The 16,161-nt window shown below is 50.9% G+C and carries 19 protein-coding genes; 6 read left to right on the top strand and 13 right to left on the bottom strand.

The features are described 5' to 3' along the window. Nucleotides 1-13 precede the first annotated feature (13 nt). Nucleotides 14-907 (top strand): helix-turn-helix domain-containing protein, encoded by an 894-nt coding sequence (locus ACFFT4_RS22015; RefSeq protein ID WP_378050976.1) that lies wholly within the window; start codon nucleotides 14-16, stop codon nucleotides 905-907. 1 nt (nucleotide 908) lies between these two features. Here ACFFT4_RS22015 and ACFFT4_RS22010 read toward each other — a convergent pair whose 3' ends face one another. The 5 genes from ACFFT4_RS22010 to ACFFT4_RS21990 all read right to left on the bottom strand — a co-directional run bounded on the left by ACFFT4_RS22010 (nucleotide 909) and on the right by ACFFT4_RS21990 (nucleotide 4,254). Next, on the bottom strand, nucleotides 909-1,403 hold the full coding sequence (locus ACFFT4_RS22010; protein ID WP_378050975.1) for a GNAT family N-acetyltransferase: 495 nt from the start codon (nucleotides 1,401-1,403) through the stop codon (nucleotides 909-911). 56 nt (nucleotides 1,404-1,459) lie between these two features. Next, on the bottom strand, nucleotides 1,460-2,200 hold the full coding sequence (locus ACFFT4_RS22005) for a sulfite exporter TauE/SafE family protein (RefSeq protein WP_378050974.1): 741 nt from the start codon (nucleotides 2,198-2,200) through the stop codon (nucleotides 1,460-1,462). Between the two features lie 47 nt (nucleotides 2,201-2,247). Next, nucleotides 2,248-3,003 carry a class I SAM-dependent methyltransferase gene (locus ACFFT4_RS22000; protein WP_378050973.1) on the bottom strand — a complete coding sequence of 252 codons (756 nt, stop codon included), beginning with the start codon at nucleotides 3,001-3,003 and terminating at the stop codon, nucleotides 2,248-2,250. Nucleotides 3,004-3,068: 65 nt separating this feature from the next. Further along, nucleotides 3,069-3,239 (bottom strand): hypothetical protein, encoded by a 171-nt coding sequence (locus tag ACFFT4_RS21995; protein ID WP_378051014.1) that lies wholly within the window; start codon nucleotides 3,237-3,239, stop codon nucleotides 3,069-3,071. A gap of 667 nt (nucleotides 3,240-3,906) precedes the next feature. Beyond that, nucleotides 3,907-4,254, bottom strand: a complete 348-nt coding sequence (locus ACFFT4_RS21990; protein ID WP_378050972.1) for a DoxX family protein — start codon at nucleotides 4,252-4,254, stop codon at nucleotides 3,907-3,909. 253 nt (nucleotides 4,255-4,507) lie between these two features. On the opposite strand from ACFFT4_RS21990, the gene ACFFT4_RS21985 reads away from it, so the two are divergent. Further along, nucleotides 4,508-4,864: a winged helix-turn-helix transcriptional regulator gene (locus ACFFT4_RS21985; protein WP_378050971.1), complete on the top strand. Its 357-nt coding sequence runs from the start codon at nucleotides 4,508-4,510 to the stop codon at nucleotides 4,862-4,864. Between the two features lie 81 nt (nucleotides 4,865-4,945). Here the strand turns inward: ACFFT4_RS21985 and ACFFT4_RS21980 are convergent, their stop codons facing one another. Both ACFFT4_RS21980 and ACFFT4_RS21975 read right to left on the bottom strand, forming a co-directional pair. Beyond that, entirely contained in the window at nucleotides 4,946-6,523 is a 1,578-nt protein-coding gene (locus ACFFT4_RS21980; protein ID WP_378050970.1) for a DUF3369 domain-containing protein, read from the bottom strand. 36 nt (nucleotides 6,524-6,559) lie between these two features. After that, nucleotides 6,560-8,122 (bottom strand): sensor histidine kinase, encoded by a 1,563-nt coding sequence (locus tag ACFFT4_RS21975; protein WP_378050969.1) that lies wholly within the window; start codon nucleotides 8,120-8,122, stop codon nucleotides 6,560-6,562. A gap of 244 nt (nucleotides 8,123-8,366) precedes the next feature. Between ACFFT4_RS21975 and ACFFT4_RS21970 the strand changes: the two genes are divergently transcribed. Then, the gene (locus tag ACFFT4_RS21970; RefSeq protein WP_378050968.1) at nucleotides 8,367-8,711 is read left to right on the top strand and encodes a helix-turn-helix domain-containing protein; all 345 of its coding nucleotides are present in this window, start codon (nucleotides 8,367-8,369) and stop codon (nucleotides 8,709-8,711) included. A 76-nt stretch (nucleotides 8,712-8,787) separates the two neighbouring features. Here ACFFT4_RS21970 and ACFFT4_RS21965 read toward each other — a convergent pair whose 3' ends face one another. Beyond that, nucleotides 8,788-9,708 (bottom strand): methyl-accepting chemotaxis protein, encoded by a 921-nt coding sequence (locus ACFFT4_RS21965; RefSeq protein WP_378050967.1) that lies wholly within the window; start codon nucleotides 9,706-9,708, stop codon nucleotides 8,788-8,790. A 66-nt stretch (nucleotides 9,709-9,774) separates the two neighbouring features. Here ACFFT4_RS21965 and ACFFT4_RS21960 point away from each other — a divergent pair, with 66 nt between their 5' ends. Next, nucleotides 9,775-9,900 (top strand): hypothetical protein, encoded by a 126-nt coding sequence (locus tag ACFFT4_RS21960; protein ID WP_378050966.1) that lies wholly within the window; start codon nucleotides 9,775-9,777, stop codon nucleotides 9,898-9,900. A gap of 163 nt (nucleotides 9,901-10,063) precedes the next feature. Here the strand turns inward: ACFFT4_RS21960 and ACFFT4_RS21955 are convergent, their stop codons facing one another. Both ACFFT4_RS21955 and ACFFT4_RS21950 read right to left on the bottom strand, forming a co-directional pair. Next, nucleotides 10,064-11,170: a Gfo/Idh/MocA family protein gene (locus ACFFT4_RS21955; protein ID WP_378050965.1), complete on the bottom strand. Its 1,107-nt coding sequence runs from the start codon at nucleotides 11,168-11,170 to the stop codon at nucleotides 10,064-10,066. Between the two features lie 16 nt (nucleotides 11,171-11,186). Next, nucleotides 11,187-11,948 (bottom strand): sugar phosphate isomerase/epimerase family protein, encoded by a 762-nt coding sequence (locus ACFFT4_RS21950; RefSeq protein ID WP_378050964.1) that lies wholly within the window; start codon nucleotides 11,946-11,948, stop codon nucleotides 11,187-11,189. Between the two features lie 169 nt (nucleotides 11,949-12,117). Here ACFFT4_RS21950 and ACFFT4_RS21945 point away from each other — a divergent pair, with 169 nt between their 5' ends. Then, complete coding sequence (locus ACFFT4_RS21945) at nucleotides 12,118-12,918, top strand: AraC family transcriptional regulator (RefSeq protein ID WP_378050963.1); 801 nt, start codon at nucleotides 12,118-12,120, stop codon at nucleotides 12,916-12,918. A 30-nt stretch (nucleotides 12,919-12,948) separates the two neighbouring features. Here ACFFT4_RS21945 and ACFFT4_RS21940 read toward each other — a convergent pair whose 3' ends face one another. From ACFFT4_RS21940 to ACFFT4_RS21930, 3 genes are all read right to left on the bottom strand, one after another. Beyond that, on the bottom strand, nucleotides 12,949-13,728 hold the full coding sequence (locus ACFFT4_RS21940; RefSeq protein ID WP_378050962.1) for a DUF5919 domain-containing protein: 780 nt from the start codon (nucleotides 13,726-13,728) through the stop codon (nucleotides 12,949-12,951). A 9-nt stretch (nucleotides 13,729-13,737) separates the two neighbouring features. After that, on the bottom strand, nucleotides 13,738-14,208 hold the full coding sequence (locus ACFFT4_RS21935) for an NUDIX domain-containing protein (RefSeq protein WP_378050961.1): 471 nt from the start codon (nucleotides 14,206-14,208) through the stop codon (nucleotides 13,738-13,740). A 110-nt stretch (nucleotides 14,209-14,318) separates the two neighbouring features. Next, a complete protein-coding gene (locus tag ACFFT4_RS21930) occupies nucleotides 14,319-15,572 on the bottom strand; it encodes an MFS transporter (RefSeq protein WP_378051013.1) in 1,254 nt (417 codons plus the stop codon). 224 nt (nucleotides 15,573-15,796) lie between these two features. Here ACFFT4_RS21930 and ytxJ point away from each other — a divergent pair, with 224 nt between their 5' ends. Further along, nucleotides 15,797-16,135 carry a bacillithiol system redox-active protein YtxJ gene (gene ytxJ, locus ACFFT4_RS21925; protein ID WP_378050960.1) on the top strand — a complete coding sequence of 113 codons (339 nt, stop codon included), beginning with the start codon at nucleotides 15,797-15,799 and terminating at the stop codon, nucleotides 16,133-16,135. Nucleotides 16,136-16,161 lie beyond the last annotated feature (26 nt).

Raw genomic sequence — 16,161 nt, 5'->3', positions numbered from 1 at the left:
GAGGAGGAACGACATGGCCGACTTATGCTTCCGCTATCCCCCGATTCCTTGTTATATCGCGGGAGGAACGGATACGTATCATCCCGGGGACATCCATCCGTCCCGCTACCGCTTAGGCGTATTCGACCTTCTGCTGGTCACCAGAGGCGCGCTGTATATCGGCGAAAATGAAACTTCTTGGGAGGTAAGAGCCAATTGCGCGGTCATCCTGAAGCCGGATCGGCATCAATATCCGGTCCAAGGCTGCGAGGAGCAAACGGAGTTCTATTGGATACATTTCAACGTGTTCGGGGAATGGTCCGAATATGTGGAGGGAGAATGGATCGAGCATGCCGGAGAACAGGTGAAGCTGTTCGAAGATCCCGAGGACGACAGAAAAAACGTCAAATTCCATACGATTCGGCTTAATCAGTTTACGAGCCTGCCTCATCCTGAAGAGGTAATCCGCTGCTGCCGCGACCTGCTCGAGCTGGAGACGTCGCCTCGCGAGGAAGACCAGCTGCGCCAGCAATTAATTCTGCAGAGCATTCTGCTGGAGCTGCAAGCCGCCCAGTCCAACCGCCGCGATCCGTACAAGCAGCTGATTGCCGAGCGCGCGGCAACCTATATTCGCAAAAATTACCGAATGCCGATTACGCATTCGGTCATACGCAAGGAACTGAATTTTCATCCCTCTTATATCTCGCGCTGCATGAAGCAAATCTACGGCACGACCTTGAACGAATACGCGATTCGTTACCGAATCGAGCAGGCCTCGCGACTGCTGCTGACGACAAACGACAGCGTTAAGGAAATCGCCGATAAAGTCGGCTTCAACAACCTCTCTTACTTCGCCCGGGCGTTCGTGCGGCTTAAGAAACTATCGCCGGGCGCCTATCGCAAGCAGGTGGAGAAGCGCGAGGAATGATTCATCCTTGCGGATGGGTCGAAAATAGTTGTATCGGTCCATCCCAATCCGCCTGCCTCGTTTCTTGATAGTTCCCGTTCGTGTATTTGCCGATTGTTTTTCTCCAAAATTGTTGAGCAGGTTCATTCGTGTCGATCTGTCCGACTTGCCATACGCCGGGGAAGAGATTAAACAATTGATGGGATGCCGTCTGCCCTACCTTCAGGCGTCTGTATTTCTTCATGACGAAGAATTCGGCCATCCAGTATACGCTTCGATCCTGTTCATCGGTTCCGGTCTCCCTGACCAGGGCAAAACCGGCTAACCGGTCATCCACCCGTATGAAAAAGGGATGTCTGCCTTCTTCCGTCCAATAATGATCCAGATACCTGTATTCGTATAAGCCGTTTTCGTTAACGTCCTCCGGATCGAACTCGCTGAAATCGTACTTGTAGAGCTCAAGAAGATTGCGAAGCGCCGCTTTCTGTCCGTATTTGACTCTTTGTATCTCTACCATTTTGCGTTCACTCCCGACTGTTGCTCGCCTAAGCTCATGTGACGCGCTCCGGAGCCTTATATAATCCCCAACGCCGTGATCGTCGTCCAACCCCCGGATAGAACAATGAGCCATAAAGCGATTCTCTTGAACAGCTTATCGTTTAACCTTTTCACCGCGTATATGCCGACGAATACTCCGACGAACATGCCGGGTACAAACCACGAGGTGTATCGAATGACTTCGGACGTAATCAATCCGCCATAGAAATAAGTGCAAACCGTTATCAGATTCAGCAGGATGGCGTAGGCGGAGATGTTGGCCCTGAACGTTTCCTTGCCTACCCCTTGATTGGACAAAAATAAAGCTACCGGCGGGCCGCTCATCGATATGCTGCCATTTAAGATTCCGCTCGTTATTCCGACCGGAACGTAGGCGAGTCTCTCGTTTTGCACGGGAACAGACTTTCCTGACAGGAGGATAAATGCGAATAGAGTAATCAATACGCCTGTGCAAAGCTTGAGAAGACTGGAGTCCAGATAGAGCAATAAATAGGTTCCAAAGGGAGCCGCCGCCAAACTCGAAAAAATCAATATCCAGATTTTTCGAAGCTCTGCGTCTCGCCGGGAATGAATGAAGATAAAAATATTCGTGCACAAACTCAAAATCACGACAATCGGCACAACCTCCTGCAGCGGAATAAACTGGGTCAACAAGGGCAAGGACAGCAAAGCAAACCCAAAGCTGGTTAATCCCTGAATAAATCCCGCCGCCAAAACAACGATTAATCCTGATGCTACAAGTGTGTAAAATTCCATAGCTGCTCCTGTTCCAGTCGTTGTCGCTTCTCGGTCATTGAGTCGTTTCAGTCGAATCTTTTGGTACACTTAATGATAAACGTTGCAGGGAACAATTCGGCTTTAATACTCGAGTACCAGGAATTCTCGTTTTTAGTGTCTCTATCGATGCTTATTTCCTCGAAAACCTTATCAATCACAAAACCGGCTTCAATAAGTCCGTTAATATATGTGCTGAGCTTACGATGGAAGAAAACAGCTGGTAGAGGCTTCCATGCCTCGTGTAACGACGGCTTCTCTTCATGGTACGAAGCATGAAATTTTACGATCCCGTTATCCTGAATGACTCGACTATGTATAGGATGTTCCCAACTAAAAATGAACGTTCCTCCTGGTTTCAAATACGAATGGATATGGTAAAACGTCTTTTGAAGCTCCAATGTCCATCCCAAAGCATAGATGGAATAAACAACATCGAAATAATTGAGCGGGATTCCGGGATTCTGTTCCATTGCAGACTCTATCAGCTTCACTTTTTCGTTAAGCCCGCAAACTCTTTGCGCCGTCTGAATCTGTACGGACGACAGATCGATCCCCCAAATCTCCTCTATTCCGCGATTAAGCATATACAAAATAGAATGGCCGCTTCCGCAGCCCACTTCCAGAGCCTTCTTGCCAGCGATTTCTCCGAAAAGTTTTAATTGTTCTTCGGAAGGTGCGTGCGGGCCATAATCAGGCAAAGCCGTTCTGCCAAAAAAACGTTCAGCCGCAGCATCCCAGCTCCCCTTATTTATCGTTAAACCTTCCTCAAGCGCAATGTCCATTGTTTTCCTCCCCGCTCATCCCTTTAATTCCAAGCTGCAAAGTATGATGGCTTGATGAACATAAATCAAATTCTTCTTAATGTAACTCTCGTTCTGATGCTGGTTTCGGGGAAAAATAAAACAAATGTTTTCCCCTTGAGAAGCTCTCTGCAGGGCTTCGTTTTCAGTTGCTCCGCCCATTTAAATATTTCAAAGATATGCGATTCCGATAAAGCGCTTAGCTCCAAGAAATGCATTTTTCTCTTCCTTTTTCCTTTATTACTTGCGCCGATTCCCCGTATCGCTCTGGCCTTCGCGTCATCCAATCCCCCTGAATCCTGAGGCGGACGAGCAAGATCAGTCCAGCATCTCTTTCTTTAGATATATCTATCACCCTCTATAGTCCCTCTGCTTTAATTCGACTAATACATTTCTTTCCCTCTTTCTCTATCTTCATTTGACTGGTTTGCGCGAATGCCAACGCAAACTTGAGCAATAGAAAACAGACCAAGCATAGGAATTAACCTCTAATCTTGGTCTGTTTTGGTTTTGAATTTCTATTCACCCATTACCGGCTCCGGTGGACCGCCTAAGCCCGTCGCACATACTTATTCGCCCATTACCGGCTCCGGTGGGCCGCCTAAGCCCGTCGCACATACTTATTCATCCATTACCGGCTTCGGCAGATCGTTTAAGCCCGTCGCACGTACCTATTCGCGCATCATCGACCACGGAGAACCGGATAAGGTTGTCTCGAGCCCCGATTGAGCCACCGATTAACGGGGGGACGTGTGTCATTTTGGCTCCTGCAAAGCAACCGGAATAAACTTCGCAGCTTAACGTCACTTTGCGGAGGGGACTTGCAGCAGAAGGAAGTACCTCCCCTAGCCCCTTGTCAATCGGTTATCTTACAGAGAAGACTGATTAAAACGGCTCCAGCATGAAACGGCCAATGATGACAAAGAGAGCGATAATGAGCAGCACGACCGTCAAGACGACGCCTTGCGTTTCTTTGCGTCTTGAATGGAAGATCGCGGCGAACAGCATAATGAAGGCGATTCCGATTGCCGCAATTCCGGTAAGTATCGGCGCAATGTTGAGGGCGCCCGGCAAGATCAAGCCGACGGCTCCGAGCAGCTCCGCAAAGCCGATCAACCTCATTCCGGAGGAATTGGGCTCATCTTCCTTCGGCTTCTTGAAGACCTTCTGCCCTCCGGCCATCAGAAACATCGCAGCGAGCAAAATTTGCACGATCCACAAAAACACGTTCATTTCAACATCCCCCTTTCCCAGACTGATAGACGCATAACCGCTTCTTTGTTTTCCGTAATTTTGCAATTGTTCATGTATATCCCCTCCATCTCAATAACATTTAGTAAGTTACTTCAAATAGTAACTTTACTTGATTTACTTCCTCCTGAGTACCTATAATATACTCAAGGGACTGAGCTCGGAAGTAGGCACTTAAAATATACCTGGTATCAAATTCTATACCTTGGTGTCGCTCATAAAAGGAGGGGTTCTTGTGACAGATGAATGCAACCGGAGTACCGAGTCCGCGCTTGAAATATTAGTGGGAAAATGGAAACCCGTCATTTTATTTCAACTCTTCAATAACGGGACGATGCGTTTCAGCGAGCTGCAAAGAGCGATGCCGCAAATCACCAAAAAGATGCTGACCGCCCAATTGAGAGAGCTGGAGTACCACGATATTGTGCATCGGAAAATCTATATGGAGGTTCCGCCCAAAGTGGAGTATTCCATTACGGAATACGGTTTACAAATGGCGCCGGTCATGATGGCATTGGCGGATTGGGGAGATTCTCATATCAAGCACTTGGATGAAATTTACGGGGAAGAACGAACAGGGAAACTGAATTAGGGGTTGAATGGCGCCTTTAATCGCACCGAGAACCCGCCGATAAGCGGGTTCTCCAAGCGACGACGGTCCTGCCCTGCTTCGTCAAAATACCTTTCGGTCGGAATATTCGTTGCGAATTTGCACCATACCGTCCATGTCGGCGAGGAAAATATCGACGAGCACGGGATCGAAATGCTTGCCCCGTTCTTCCTTGAACAGGGCTATAATGTCCGGCAACTCCCACGCTTTCTTGTATACCCGTTCGCTGCAGAGCGCGTCGAACACGTCGGCCAACGCCGTAATCCGTCCGTAAATGTGGATGTCCTCTCCCCTTAGACCGTTCGGGTAGCCGGTCCCGTCATAACGTTCGTGGTGCTGGTGGGCGATAATCGCCGCTGCGTTCAGCAGCTTAATCTGCGAATGCTTCAGCATGCTGTGCCCAATGGTCGTGTGGGTCTTCATGATCTCGAACTCTTCGGCGGTCAGCTTGCCGGGCTTGTTCAGGATGCTGTCCGGAATGCCCACCTTCCCGACGTCATGCATCGGCGAAGCGAGCCGGAGCGTCTCCGTCTCCTCCTCGGACAAGCCGTACGACAGCGCGAGCAGCCTGGAATACTCCGCCACCCGTTTGACATGATAGCCGGTTTCCTTCGAACGCGTCTCCGTAATTTCTCCCAAGGTAAAAATGATTTCTTTCTGCGTATTCTCAATCTCCCGATTAAGGTAGATGTTCTCGAAAGCAATGGTTACGTTGGTGCAGTAAATTTCGATCAGATAGCGATCCCATTCGCTCAGCGACTGAAAACCGTTAAGATAGATGACGTTCTCGATGCCGGTCTTGCTTTTCACGTAAATGACCAGCCGGTCGTTATGGAAATGGCTCGTCTTCTCCGCAAACGAACGTTCGATGTCGTCGGCAATCGTATCGTTGGCCACATCGCGCAGCTTGTGACTCTCCGGCACGACGAAATCGCCGCTTGCCGCGAGAATGAAGATGTCGGAACCGTCCTTCGTGACGGCCAGCGAGCAGTGCAGCGCGTTTTTGTGCAGATGCGCAATCGAGACCAGCTGGGTTAAAACGCCGGAGGCGAATTTCTTCATCGATTGGAGCTCGAAGATCGTCGAGGACGCCTGGATGATTTCCTCCAATCCGGTCTTATTGCTCTCGATCACTTTGATATCGCGATAGGAGCGCAGAGACGCCACGATCGTAGTGAACAGCTTCTGGCTCGTCAGCTCGGTTTTTTCCTTGTAATCGTTGATATCGTATTCCATGATGACCAGCTTCTCCGGCGCCTGGCCCGGCTGACCGGTGCGCAGAATGATCCGGATCGCGCTGTTGCGAAGCTGCTCGCGTATGTATTTGACAAGCTTTAGCCCCGAATCCTCTTCCTCCATGACGACATCGAGCAGAATGAGCGCCGCATCGGGATGCTGCGCGAGCAGCTGTTCCGCTTCGTACGCCGAGGTCGCGCTGACGAACTGCAGCTTCTTGCCGTCGAATTCGAAGTCGCTTAACACCAGCTTGGTTACATAGTGTATTTCCGGCTCGTCGTCGGCGATAATGATTTTCCAGTAGTTCTCCGTATCCGTCTGCACGGCACCCGGCTGTTCATCCTCGTCGTCTAAAAACCAATTCTCCTCATCCAGCACCGGATCGGACAGTCTGTCGTCACTCATCGCGCAATTTCTCCTCTCTCAGTCTCGCCTGACGGATTATGACTTGCGGGCCAACGCGCTTGCTCTGGCGGTTGCCGCCACGGAAAATTCGATCGTCACTGTAATGCCGCGGCCCCGCTCGCTGTCGCAGCGAATCGTGCCGCCAAGCGTCTGGGTCGCCAAATTGTAAACGATGTGCATGCCCAGTCCCGTACCGCCGCCGCCGCGATTCGTCGTGAAGAACGGATCGAACATTTTGTCCGCCACATCGGGCTCCATCCCTTTCCCGTCATCCGAATAGCGCAGCGTCAGCTTGTCTCCGGACCGGGTCACGGAGAGCCGGATCGTTCCTTCGTCGTCCGGTTCGTAGGCGTGGATGAGCGAATTCATCAGCAGATTGGTTACAATTTGCGAGATCGCGCCGGGGTAGCTTGTGATCTCAAGCGATTCCTCGCAATCGACGACGACGCGATGATGCGTTTTTTTCAGCCTGGGGTGAAGGCTGAGCAGCACCTCTTCCAGGTAATCTTTCACCTGAAACGTGCGCTTGGCCTCGCTGGACTGATCGACGGACACCTGCTTAAAGCTGCGCACCAGATCGGAAGCGCGCTGCAGATTCGTGCCGATGATCGCGATGGAATCGCCGATCGTCCGCAGGTACGTCTCCACATCCGAGCGCTTCGCCTTGTTCTCGCGGAACAAGGCCGCAAACTCGTTCGTTTTCTGATCGAGGAAAGAGACGGCCGTCACGCCGATTCCGACCGGCGTATTGATTTCGTGGGAGATGCCGGCCACCAGGCTGCCGAGAGCGACCATCTTCTCCGACTGCACCAATTGCTTCTGCGCGTTCTGCAGCTCCTCGTAACGGTTCTCGAGATTAAGCACCATGTCGTTAAAGGCCCCGGACAGCTCGTTGATCTCGCGGCTCGCGCTGTTCAGCGATAGCTGAACGTGGCGTTCGCCCTGCTGCACGGCCATCGCCGACTTGCGCAGAATCAACAGCGGCGCGATCAGCAGCCTCTGAATAATCAGCGACAGGGAGCCGACGGCAAGCAGGATAATGAACCAGGCAACGATGAAGATCCACCGCTCGCGCTTGTCGATGATCGCTTCCTCCTGCGAAGAGTCGAACAGAACCTCCAGGACGCCGATCGTCGCCCCGTCTTCGAACATCGGCGCCAGCAGCATTACTTGCGGCATACCGCCGCTGTCCTTAATATGGGACACGACGCTTTGACCCCGTTCCAGCAGACCGGCCGTGTCGTTCGGCGATTGCCCGCCAATCGACGCGCTGTCGGTCGAAGCTAGCACCGTCCCGTCGGTATCCGTCAGGGTAAGCTGGAGAAAATTCGGATCCTTGCCATGAATATAAGACAGAAATTGCTGCACATCCTCGATCGAATGCGAGCCCTCGTAATGACCGTTGATGGCGGTAGCGACGCCTTCGAGCTGGGCTACGTACGTCTTCTCGACCGTCTTGCGCAGCGTGTAGAAGTCAAAGGCGACGAAGCTAAAGGACAATATAATGATGACTACTGCGAACAGGAAGACGATTTTCGAGCGCATGGATAGGTTGCGGCGCAGCTTGTCCATCCCCTTATCAAGATTTGGTTGTAACACAGCCGATACCTTCCTGTCGCGCTTCCGCACAGCAAAAAAACGAATCCGCCGGCCCCGCAATTCCCGTAACGTCTGCGTCTAAAGAATCACGTCCATCGTAACATAATTCGACATTTCCCCACAATAAGCCAATTATAGATCTTTAAACTCTCAAAAGTACAATTACAAAAATCAACTGTAGTTATAAGGATCTGCAACCCTCAAAGTGGGTAGACTAAAATTTAATTTTAAGGGGTTGGGAAACTTGAAAACGGCTACGCTTGCGGAGTTAGTCGGCGCAAAAATACGTTTGCATCGCTTGGCACGCAACATGACGCAGGAACAGCTTGCCGAATCGATCGGCATGGCCGGCACCTACCTCGCTCAGATCGAGCGCGGTGAGAAAAACGTCAAACTCAATACTATCGAGAAAATTACCGCCGGCTTACATATAACCGTTTACGATTTGTTCGATGAAAAAGAAGGAAACTTGCAGGAAAACAAGTGGGTATGGGCAAGCATTCTTATTCTGCTGCAGCAGGACGAGGGAAAGCAGCGCCAGGCTCACCGCTTGTTAAAGGCGTTATTCGAGAATGACGAAAATGAATAAGGAGCGGCTGTCCACGACTTCAAGAGGGCCGGTCCCTCTCCTTTAAGTTAAAAATGCGGCTTCATTTGAATATCGTTTATACAATATGGGTCACGTACTCCGCTTTGGCATCCAACTGGCTGGCAGCATCAGAAATACCGTCGAACTCGGCAAGGGCGGTTTGGATCTGTTTTTGGCTATCCTCCACCTGGCTCTGCACCTTGAGCATCCCTTGCGTCATGTAGGTGATCTCTTGGGTAATTCCATTCACGCTGTCGCGGATTTCAATGCTGGATTGCGCTACATTGTCGGACAACTTGCGCACTTCTTTGGCGACTACGTCGAAGCTGCGTCCGAAATCCCCGGCATGTGCCGCTTCTATGGCTGCATTCAGGGACAACAGTTGGGTCTGCGAAGCAATATCGCGAATGGTCTGAACGATCCCTTGAATAGCCTTGGCCTGCTCCTGCAGCTGAACGAGAATCTCCCGGTTCTGTTCGGATACGGCAGCAATGGACGAGATTCCTGACGACAGCTGCTTGCTCTGTTCGGTCCCTCGGGCCGTGCGATCGTTCAGATCCGTGGACATCATCCTTAGTTCCTTCACGACGGCCGTTATGTTGTTCTGACGATTGGTAATGTCGGTGGCAATTTTGGACACGCCGAGTATCTGCTCGGATTGTTCATCATAAACAGGCATATAGGTTGCTTCCAGCCAGACATGCTCGCCATTGGCATTTTTCCGGTCAATCTTATCCTGATAGCTGTTCCCGTTGAACAGATTGCTCCAAAATTCCTCGTAGTCCCGGCTTCGGATAAATTCGTCGAAACAAAGCTCCTGATGATGCATGCCGATCATTTGTTCCTTCGGATAGCCTAGCGTTGCCGCGAAAATGTCGTTGACATAGGTAACTCTGCGATTCAAATCAAAGCGAATAATGGCCAGATTTTGCTCCAATGCCTTGAAGACCAGTTCGTTGGTTACCGGATCGTGCGAATTTTCATGAAAGGTGTCCATTGCGCTTCCTCCATTATGTAAAGTCATATTTCTTCTTCTTGTGTAGGGGAAGAAGGATACCGAATCATGAAGCAAATGATTGAACATGACCCAGCTAATATTCGTTCTGCGCCTGCAAAGCTTGTCTATCCAGGGATTGTAGCCCAAAAGACATATTTCCATTTTATTTGTATTTTTGAATATTTACAATAGTGAATATTTGGACAAAATAAGTTTTTCGCCGGCTTCATTTCTGATCCAGTAGCGATCGCCTTCAACGTCAACATAACCGCATCCGGTCGGTCTAATCTTCTGATACAAAAGAAGAAGCATCTATCTCCAGGAGATAGATGCGATCAACATCATTCGATTATTGTTATGATTTGTCCAGCTCGCCATCCGCCAGCCCTGCGGGAAAAGGAGCCGGCTGACGGCAGCCGCTCTGCATCGCGTAGTGCGCGCTCCGCTCCGAGGCTTCGAGAATTCCGAACATGGCGTCCAGCACATGATTGGCCAGGTCGCCGCTGGCGCGATGGTCGCGGCCGCTCAGAATCGCCTGGGCCATATCGGCGGCGCCGATGCCGCGGGCATTTTCGGTTTTACCGTGCGTCAGCGGCACATCGGACCATTCTTCCTCTCCGGCGCGTCTAATCCGCACGGGGCCGCCGAAGGTGTTCGGGTCCGGAACCAGCAGCGTTCCATGGCTTCCGTACAGCTCGATTCGGGGAAGCACCGAGCCGCCGTTGATATCGAAGCTGGTCAGCAGCGTAGCCATCGGCCCGGAGGCAAAATCGAGCACGCCCGCAATATGCGTCGGCGTTTCGACTTTGATCTTCCTGCCGTTGAGCTGCTCGCTCGTCGCGGTCCGCTCCGGGAACGAAATTTGGGCCGAGCCCGTGACGCGCTTCAGAGGCCCCAGCATGGCAATCAGGGCGGTTAAATAATACGGCCCCATGTCGAACAGCGGTCCGCCTCCCGATTGATAGAAGAAATCGGGGTTCGGGTGCCACGCCTCCGGTCCGCTGCCCATCATGAAAGCGGTCGCGCCGATCGGCGTCCCGATGGCGCCGTCCTGAATCAGCTTGATGCAGGTCTGTATGCCGCCGCCCAGGAAGGTATCCGGGGCGCCGCCTACAAGCAGCCCTTTGCTGCGGGCCGTCTCCAGCACCCGCTTGCCTTCCTCGCGCGTCGCGGCCAGCGGCTTCTCCGTGTAGACGTGCTTGCCCGCCTCGAGCGCCTGCAGCGCAACCGGCGCATGGGCCTGGGGAATCGTCAGATTGATGACCAGTTGAATTTCCGGGTCGGCAAGCAGTTCTTCTACCGTATACCCGCGCACCCCGTACTCCTCCGCCTTGGCTCTTGCGCGGTCCGCATCCAGATCCGCGCACGCTACGACCTCCATCGACTCAAAGCGCTTGCCGTTTTGCAGATAAATCCCGCTAATGTTTCCTGTGCCGATAATGCCCACTTTTACTTTATCCACGTCAATTCCCCCTGCTCTATGCCAGCTTGTCCATCAGTCCAGCCAAATTAACATAACTCGTCTTGACGCATTCCATCGGGTCCGTCTTGCAGCTGTCCTGCTCCACGACGTACCACTCGACTCCGGAAGCCTCTCCCCAACGGAGGATCGCTTCGAAATCGATCGTGCCCGTACTGATTTCCGCAAACGCCTGCTCCTCGTCGTCCGTCATATCCTTCATGTGCAGAATCGGCGCCCGGTTGGCATAAGGCTTCAGGAACGTAACCGGGTCATGGCCTCCCTTTTTCAACCAATAGACGTCCGGTTCCGCCAGAATGATATTATCCGCGTCCGGCGCGATCAAGTACGACAATGCATCTTTTCCGTCTACTGTCGTCTCGAATTCGAAGGCATGGTTATGGTAACTGAGCCTCAGACCCTCGCTTTGCAAGCGTCCCGCAAGCTCGTTAAGCCTGCGCTTAAGCGCCCGATATCCCGCTTCGTTGCGTTGATCGGCCCCGATTGAGGAGCACACAATGTCCGGCGTTCCGAAAAACTTGGCTTCCTCGATCACGCGATCCGTCTCGTTCAGCAGATTGTCGCCGCCATAATGCAAGCCCGATACGCGAAGCCCCGTCTCTTCCAAGACGGATCTGAGCAAGGCGGGATCGTAACCGTGAAATCCGGCAAATTGAACGGCGCCGTACCCGATTTGCGCCAACTTCCGAAGCACCCCTGGAAAATCTGCCGCACACTCCTCGCGAAGAGTATACAGCTGTACGGAAATCTTCTGCTTCAAGCCCGTTGCCTCCTTGTAAACGTTATCGACTTTCACATCGACATCAGCATACTCCCATTCCCCCGAAGAAAGAATAGCTTATCTAATGACTCTTGACTTATCTGGCAAAAGATTATTACGCTGTAGAGAAAGCAAAGCTTCGACATCCATCGTCCAGGGGGCAGCCGAAATGACACCTTCTTCGATACAACTGCAGTCGGCCGGTTATTCCGTTCATCGCAAATTTATCCGCTTCAGGAAGGGGATCACATCGGCCCTGCTAATCCGCCTCCAGGTCAAAGGCAACGCCCAGGCGATCATCGATGACCGGCTGCTGGAGGTGGGCACCGGCGACTTGATCGTCTCGAGACCCGGACAAACCTACCAGTTGATCATCGATGCGATGCCGAATCGGGAAAGCGCCGATTTTTATTTGTTTTGCGAAGGCGATTGGACCGAGCGTTGGCTCGAACGCTGCAGAATAGCCGACGGCAAAGTGCGCATTGAAGCAAGGGAAGATATTCTGTTCCTGTGGAGAAGGCTGATCGAGGAGCAGCGAAATCTGCATGAGGATAACGAGGAATTGAAGGAGCATCTGCTCAAGGCGCTCTGTTTAACGCTGGAACGCGCGGCGAACGAGCGAACGACGGACGCTTCCCGCTCCGAAGTCTACTTGCCCTATCGGATCAAAAGGTACATTGAACAGCATGCGACGGAAGCGCTGACTCTAGGCCAAATCGCGGAGCATCACAGCGTCAGCGTCTCGAGCGCCGTGCACCTTTTCAAGCGTACATTCTCCAAATCGATCATTCGCTACGCCTTGGAGGTGCGGCTGTCCGTTGCGGCCGAACGAATTGTGCATACGGAGCTTCCCCTTGAAGAAATCTCGGATACTTGCGGCTTTCGCAGCTATCCTTATTTCTGCCGGGCGTTCCGTTCCCGGTACCAAATCCCGCCGAGCTCGTATCGGACGCGTTATCGAGCGACCTAAGCAACATCTCGCAATTCACAAGGAGGGGACTTAGTTCGCACTCACATACTTTTCTGAAATCAGCCATATATCTTCAAAATGCTTCTCATATATTTCGAAAATGCCTTTCTCGACTTCTTTTAAATTTATTAGTGGAGCTGAGGCCCCTCTTAACCCATATAAATGAGGCGTTACTAACATCTCTGAATCAAATCTATAAATTGAATTATAGAGAGGTAAATCGTGCAGCCTAATCTCTATTAATCCCTGCTCTAATAAAGGCTTTAATCTAGCCAAGGTTGTTTCAATTCTCTGAGAAATAGATCCTTCATTCTTCTCCTCAATGTTTCTTGCTTTAACGTAATCGCCATCAGGCTTCCCCAACAAAAACCTTATTTGGCAACCCTCTTCGCTTTTCTTTTCTATCAATTTATTAAACTCGTAATGTTCTGGCAAGAAATGTACCGCATAACCTAGAATGTCAATTCTCTTGCTTGAATCTTTAATCTTTTTTATCCAAATTTCATTATCTATTGATACTCTTCTGCTCCAAATTCCCACTAGCCCGACCTTGGAAGTTTGATTCAATAGTTCTATTGACTCTTTTAAACTCAAATCTAATTTTTGCAAGCTTGATATAATGGGCAGAATAGGATTTCCAACAAAATGATTTAATAAAAAATATATAATGGCAGAAGCAATTACAGATGTACCTACGCTAGTGAGTACACCATTCAGAGTATTCCCCAAAAATTGTCCGACTATAATAGCGATAACTCCCAATAATACAACAACAGTGTATACTAATGACTCACTTTTATTTTTTTTCATGCAAGTCTCCTACCTAATCACCGACTTTGTAGAATCTAAGAAAAAGTCATCCAATCTAATTCTTTGTGCGGGGTGCATTAATAAACTTGATAACTCTTCTTTATCAAAAAATTGAACCTCAAATGATTCCTTACTGACAGTAATCCCCCCAGACTCTACAATACAATGAAAACAAATAGAAAATTGTTGTCTAATCTCTCCATCTGAATATTCAATCACGTGATTAGGATCAGAATATACTCCAATAAGCTTTTCAATTCGGACGTCCAAACCAGATTCCTCTTTCACTTCTCTTATTATCGTTGCTCCAATATTTTCACCGCATTCCATGGCTCCACCGAGCAGGGACCAGGAGTTATTGTCTCTTCTCTTATGTAACAAGATTTGATTTTTGTCATTAGTAACCACGGCAGAAGCAGCAGCAACAATAACATTCGGCTTTGGCGCATCAATGTCGTAGTAATAATCTTTTCTATTCATACTAACTTCCTCCCTAGTGACTCCTGATCAATCCTATTTATTATACTTCAATATGTAAATAGGCTCCAGATTATAGTGATTGCTTCGGCAGCGCGTATCGCTGCGGAAGATCAATTTTTCTTCGCGCGGAACCACAGAACGACCGGAATCAAAAGCAGCGACAGGAAAGAGCCGCACAAGGAAAGCGCCGTATAGCTGGATTGCGCGACGACCATACCGGACAAGGCGCCGCCGGAAGCTCCTCCCAATGCGATCAGCACGTCCACCGTGCCTTGGGTTTTCGCGCGAATCTGCGGAGGCGTCGCATGAACGATCGCCGTCGTCCCGCTAATCATGCCGAAATTCCACCCCAGCCCCAGAAGCGCGAGCGCCAGAACGAGCACCCCCATGGAATCTCCGGGGCCGAACGCCGCCAGCAAACCCGACAGCAGCAGCGTAATCCCGGAAGCGTACGACATCGCGATGTGACCGAATTTATCGACGAACACGCCTGTGATCAGGGACGGCAAATACATCGCGGCGACGTGAATGCCGATGACAATCCCGACTTGACCCAGATCATGGCCGTGATGCTGCATATGAACGGGCGTCATCGTCATAATCGCCACCATCACAATCTGCGTGAGGACCATGACGGTCGCGCCGATGCCAATCCCCTTTTTATTGAGGGCATTTTCTTGGGTGCGGGATTTTTCCGCATTTTCGGGAAGGGATTCGAGCCGCTGCTTATCCGCCACGGCCTTCGCGACAAGGAACGGATCGGGCCGCAGGAAAATAAGCAGCACCAGTCCGGCGATCAGATACGCCGCCGCTGCCAGCATAAAAGGCCCGGACAACCGCGGAGCCCCTATGGAGGCGGCGAATTGTCCGGTCAATATAACCAGGTTCGGACCGGCAACCGCGCCGAACGTGGTGAAAACCATAGCCGTGCTGATCGCTTTCGCCCGATGCGCCGGCAGCGCCAAATCGGTGCCCGCATACCGCGCCTGCAAATTGGTGGCCGTGCCCGCCCCGTATAACAGCATCGAAAGAAAAAGTAAAGGAATGCTGTTAAACAGAGCGGAGAGCACAACGCCGATGGCGCCCATGCCGCCCGCAATGAACCCGATAGCCAGTCCGGGCCTACGGCCCCAACGCTGCGACAGACGGCCGATCCCGTAAGCGGCGCCGGCAGAGCCGAGCGTAAAAAGCGCGGAGGGAACTCCGGCGTAACGATCCGTCCCCAGCATATCCTGCGCAAGCAGTGCGCCTACGGTAATCCCTGCCGCCAAACCCGCTCCGGCAAGAATTTGCGATAAAATGACGATCTTCATCGTCCTGGCATGCAATTGACGCTGTTTTTCCGATGAGTTTACGTATTCCATAATGGCAGGGTTCGGACCTTGCGCCCGTTCCCCAAGAGCTACAGGATTCTCCGGCATTTCTATTCTCCCTATTCATATTCAATTATTCCATTGAATTATAGAGCCAAATCCGGATGTCGTCAATCGCTCTACTCAATTGAATAATTGAACTGCTTGATGTACACTAAATAAAAACTTCAGTTGATGACTTGACGATCAATCGGATCGCGAAAGGAGCCTTTCCTATGAATTGGACTGAAATTACGACGATTGAGGAATGGAATGAAGCGTTGAACAAGTCTTCCGAGCGCGGACAGGTGCTGCTTAAGCACAGTACGACTTGCCCGGTAAGCGCGAATGCGCTTCGAGAATACGAACAGTATCTGGAAGGTACGCCGAATGAAAATTTGGATTATGTGCTGGTCAAGGTGATCGAATCTCGTCCGGTATCCAACCAAATTGCAGAGGATTTGAACGTTAAGCACGAATCTCCGCAAATTATTTTCGTAAAGGACAAAGCCAAGTATTGGACGACCTCGCACTGGTCCGTCACCAAGGCGCATATCTCCGCGGTGTTGGATTAACTTTTTAAGAATCGAGGAAAATTCAT

Origin of the sequence: Cohnella cellulosilytica (assembly GCF_042431195.1) — a bacterium.
GTDB classification, from domain to species: domain Bacteria; phylum Bacillota; class Bacilli; order Paenibacillales; family Paenibacillaceae; genus Cohnella; species Cohnella cellulosilytica.
The sequence above is the reverse complement of the archived record's forward strand: the minus strand, read 5'-3'. Positions and strand labels throughout refer to the sequence as shown.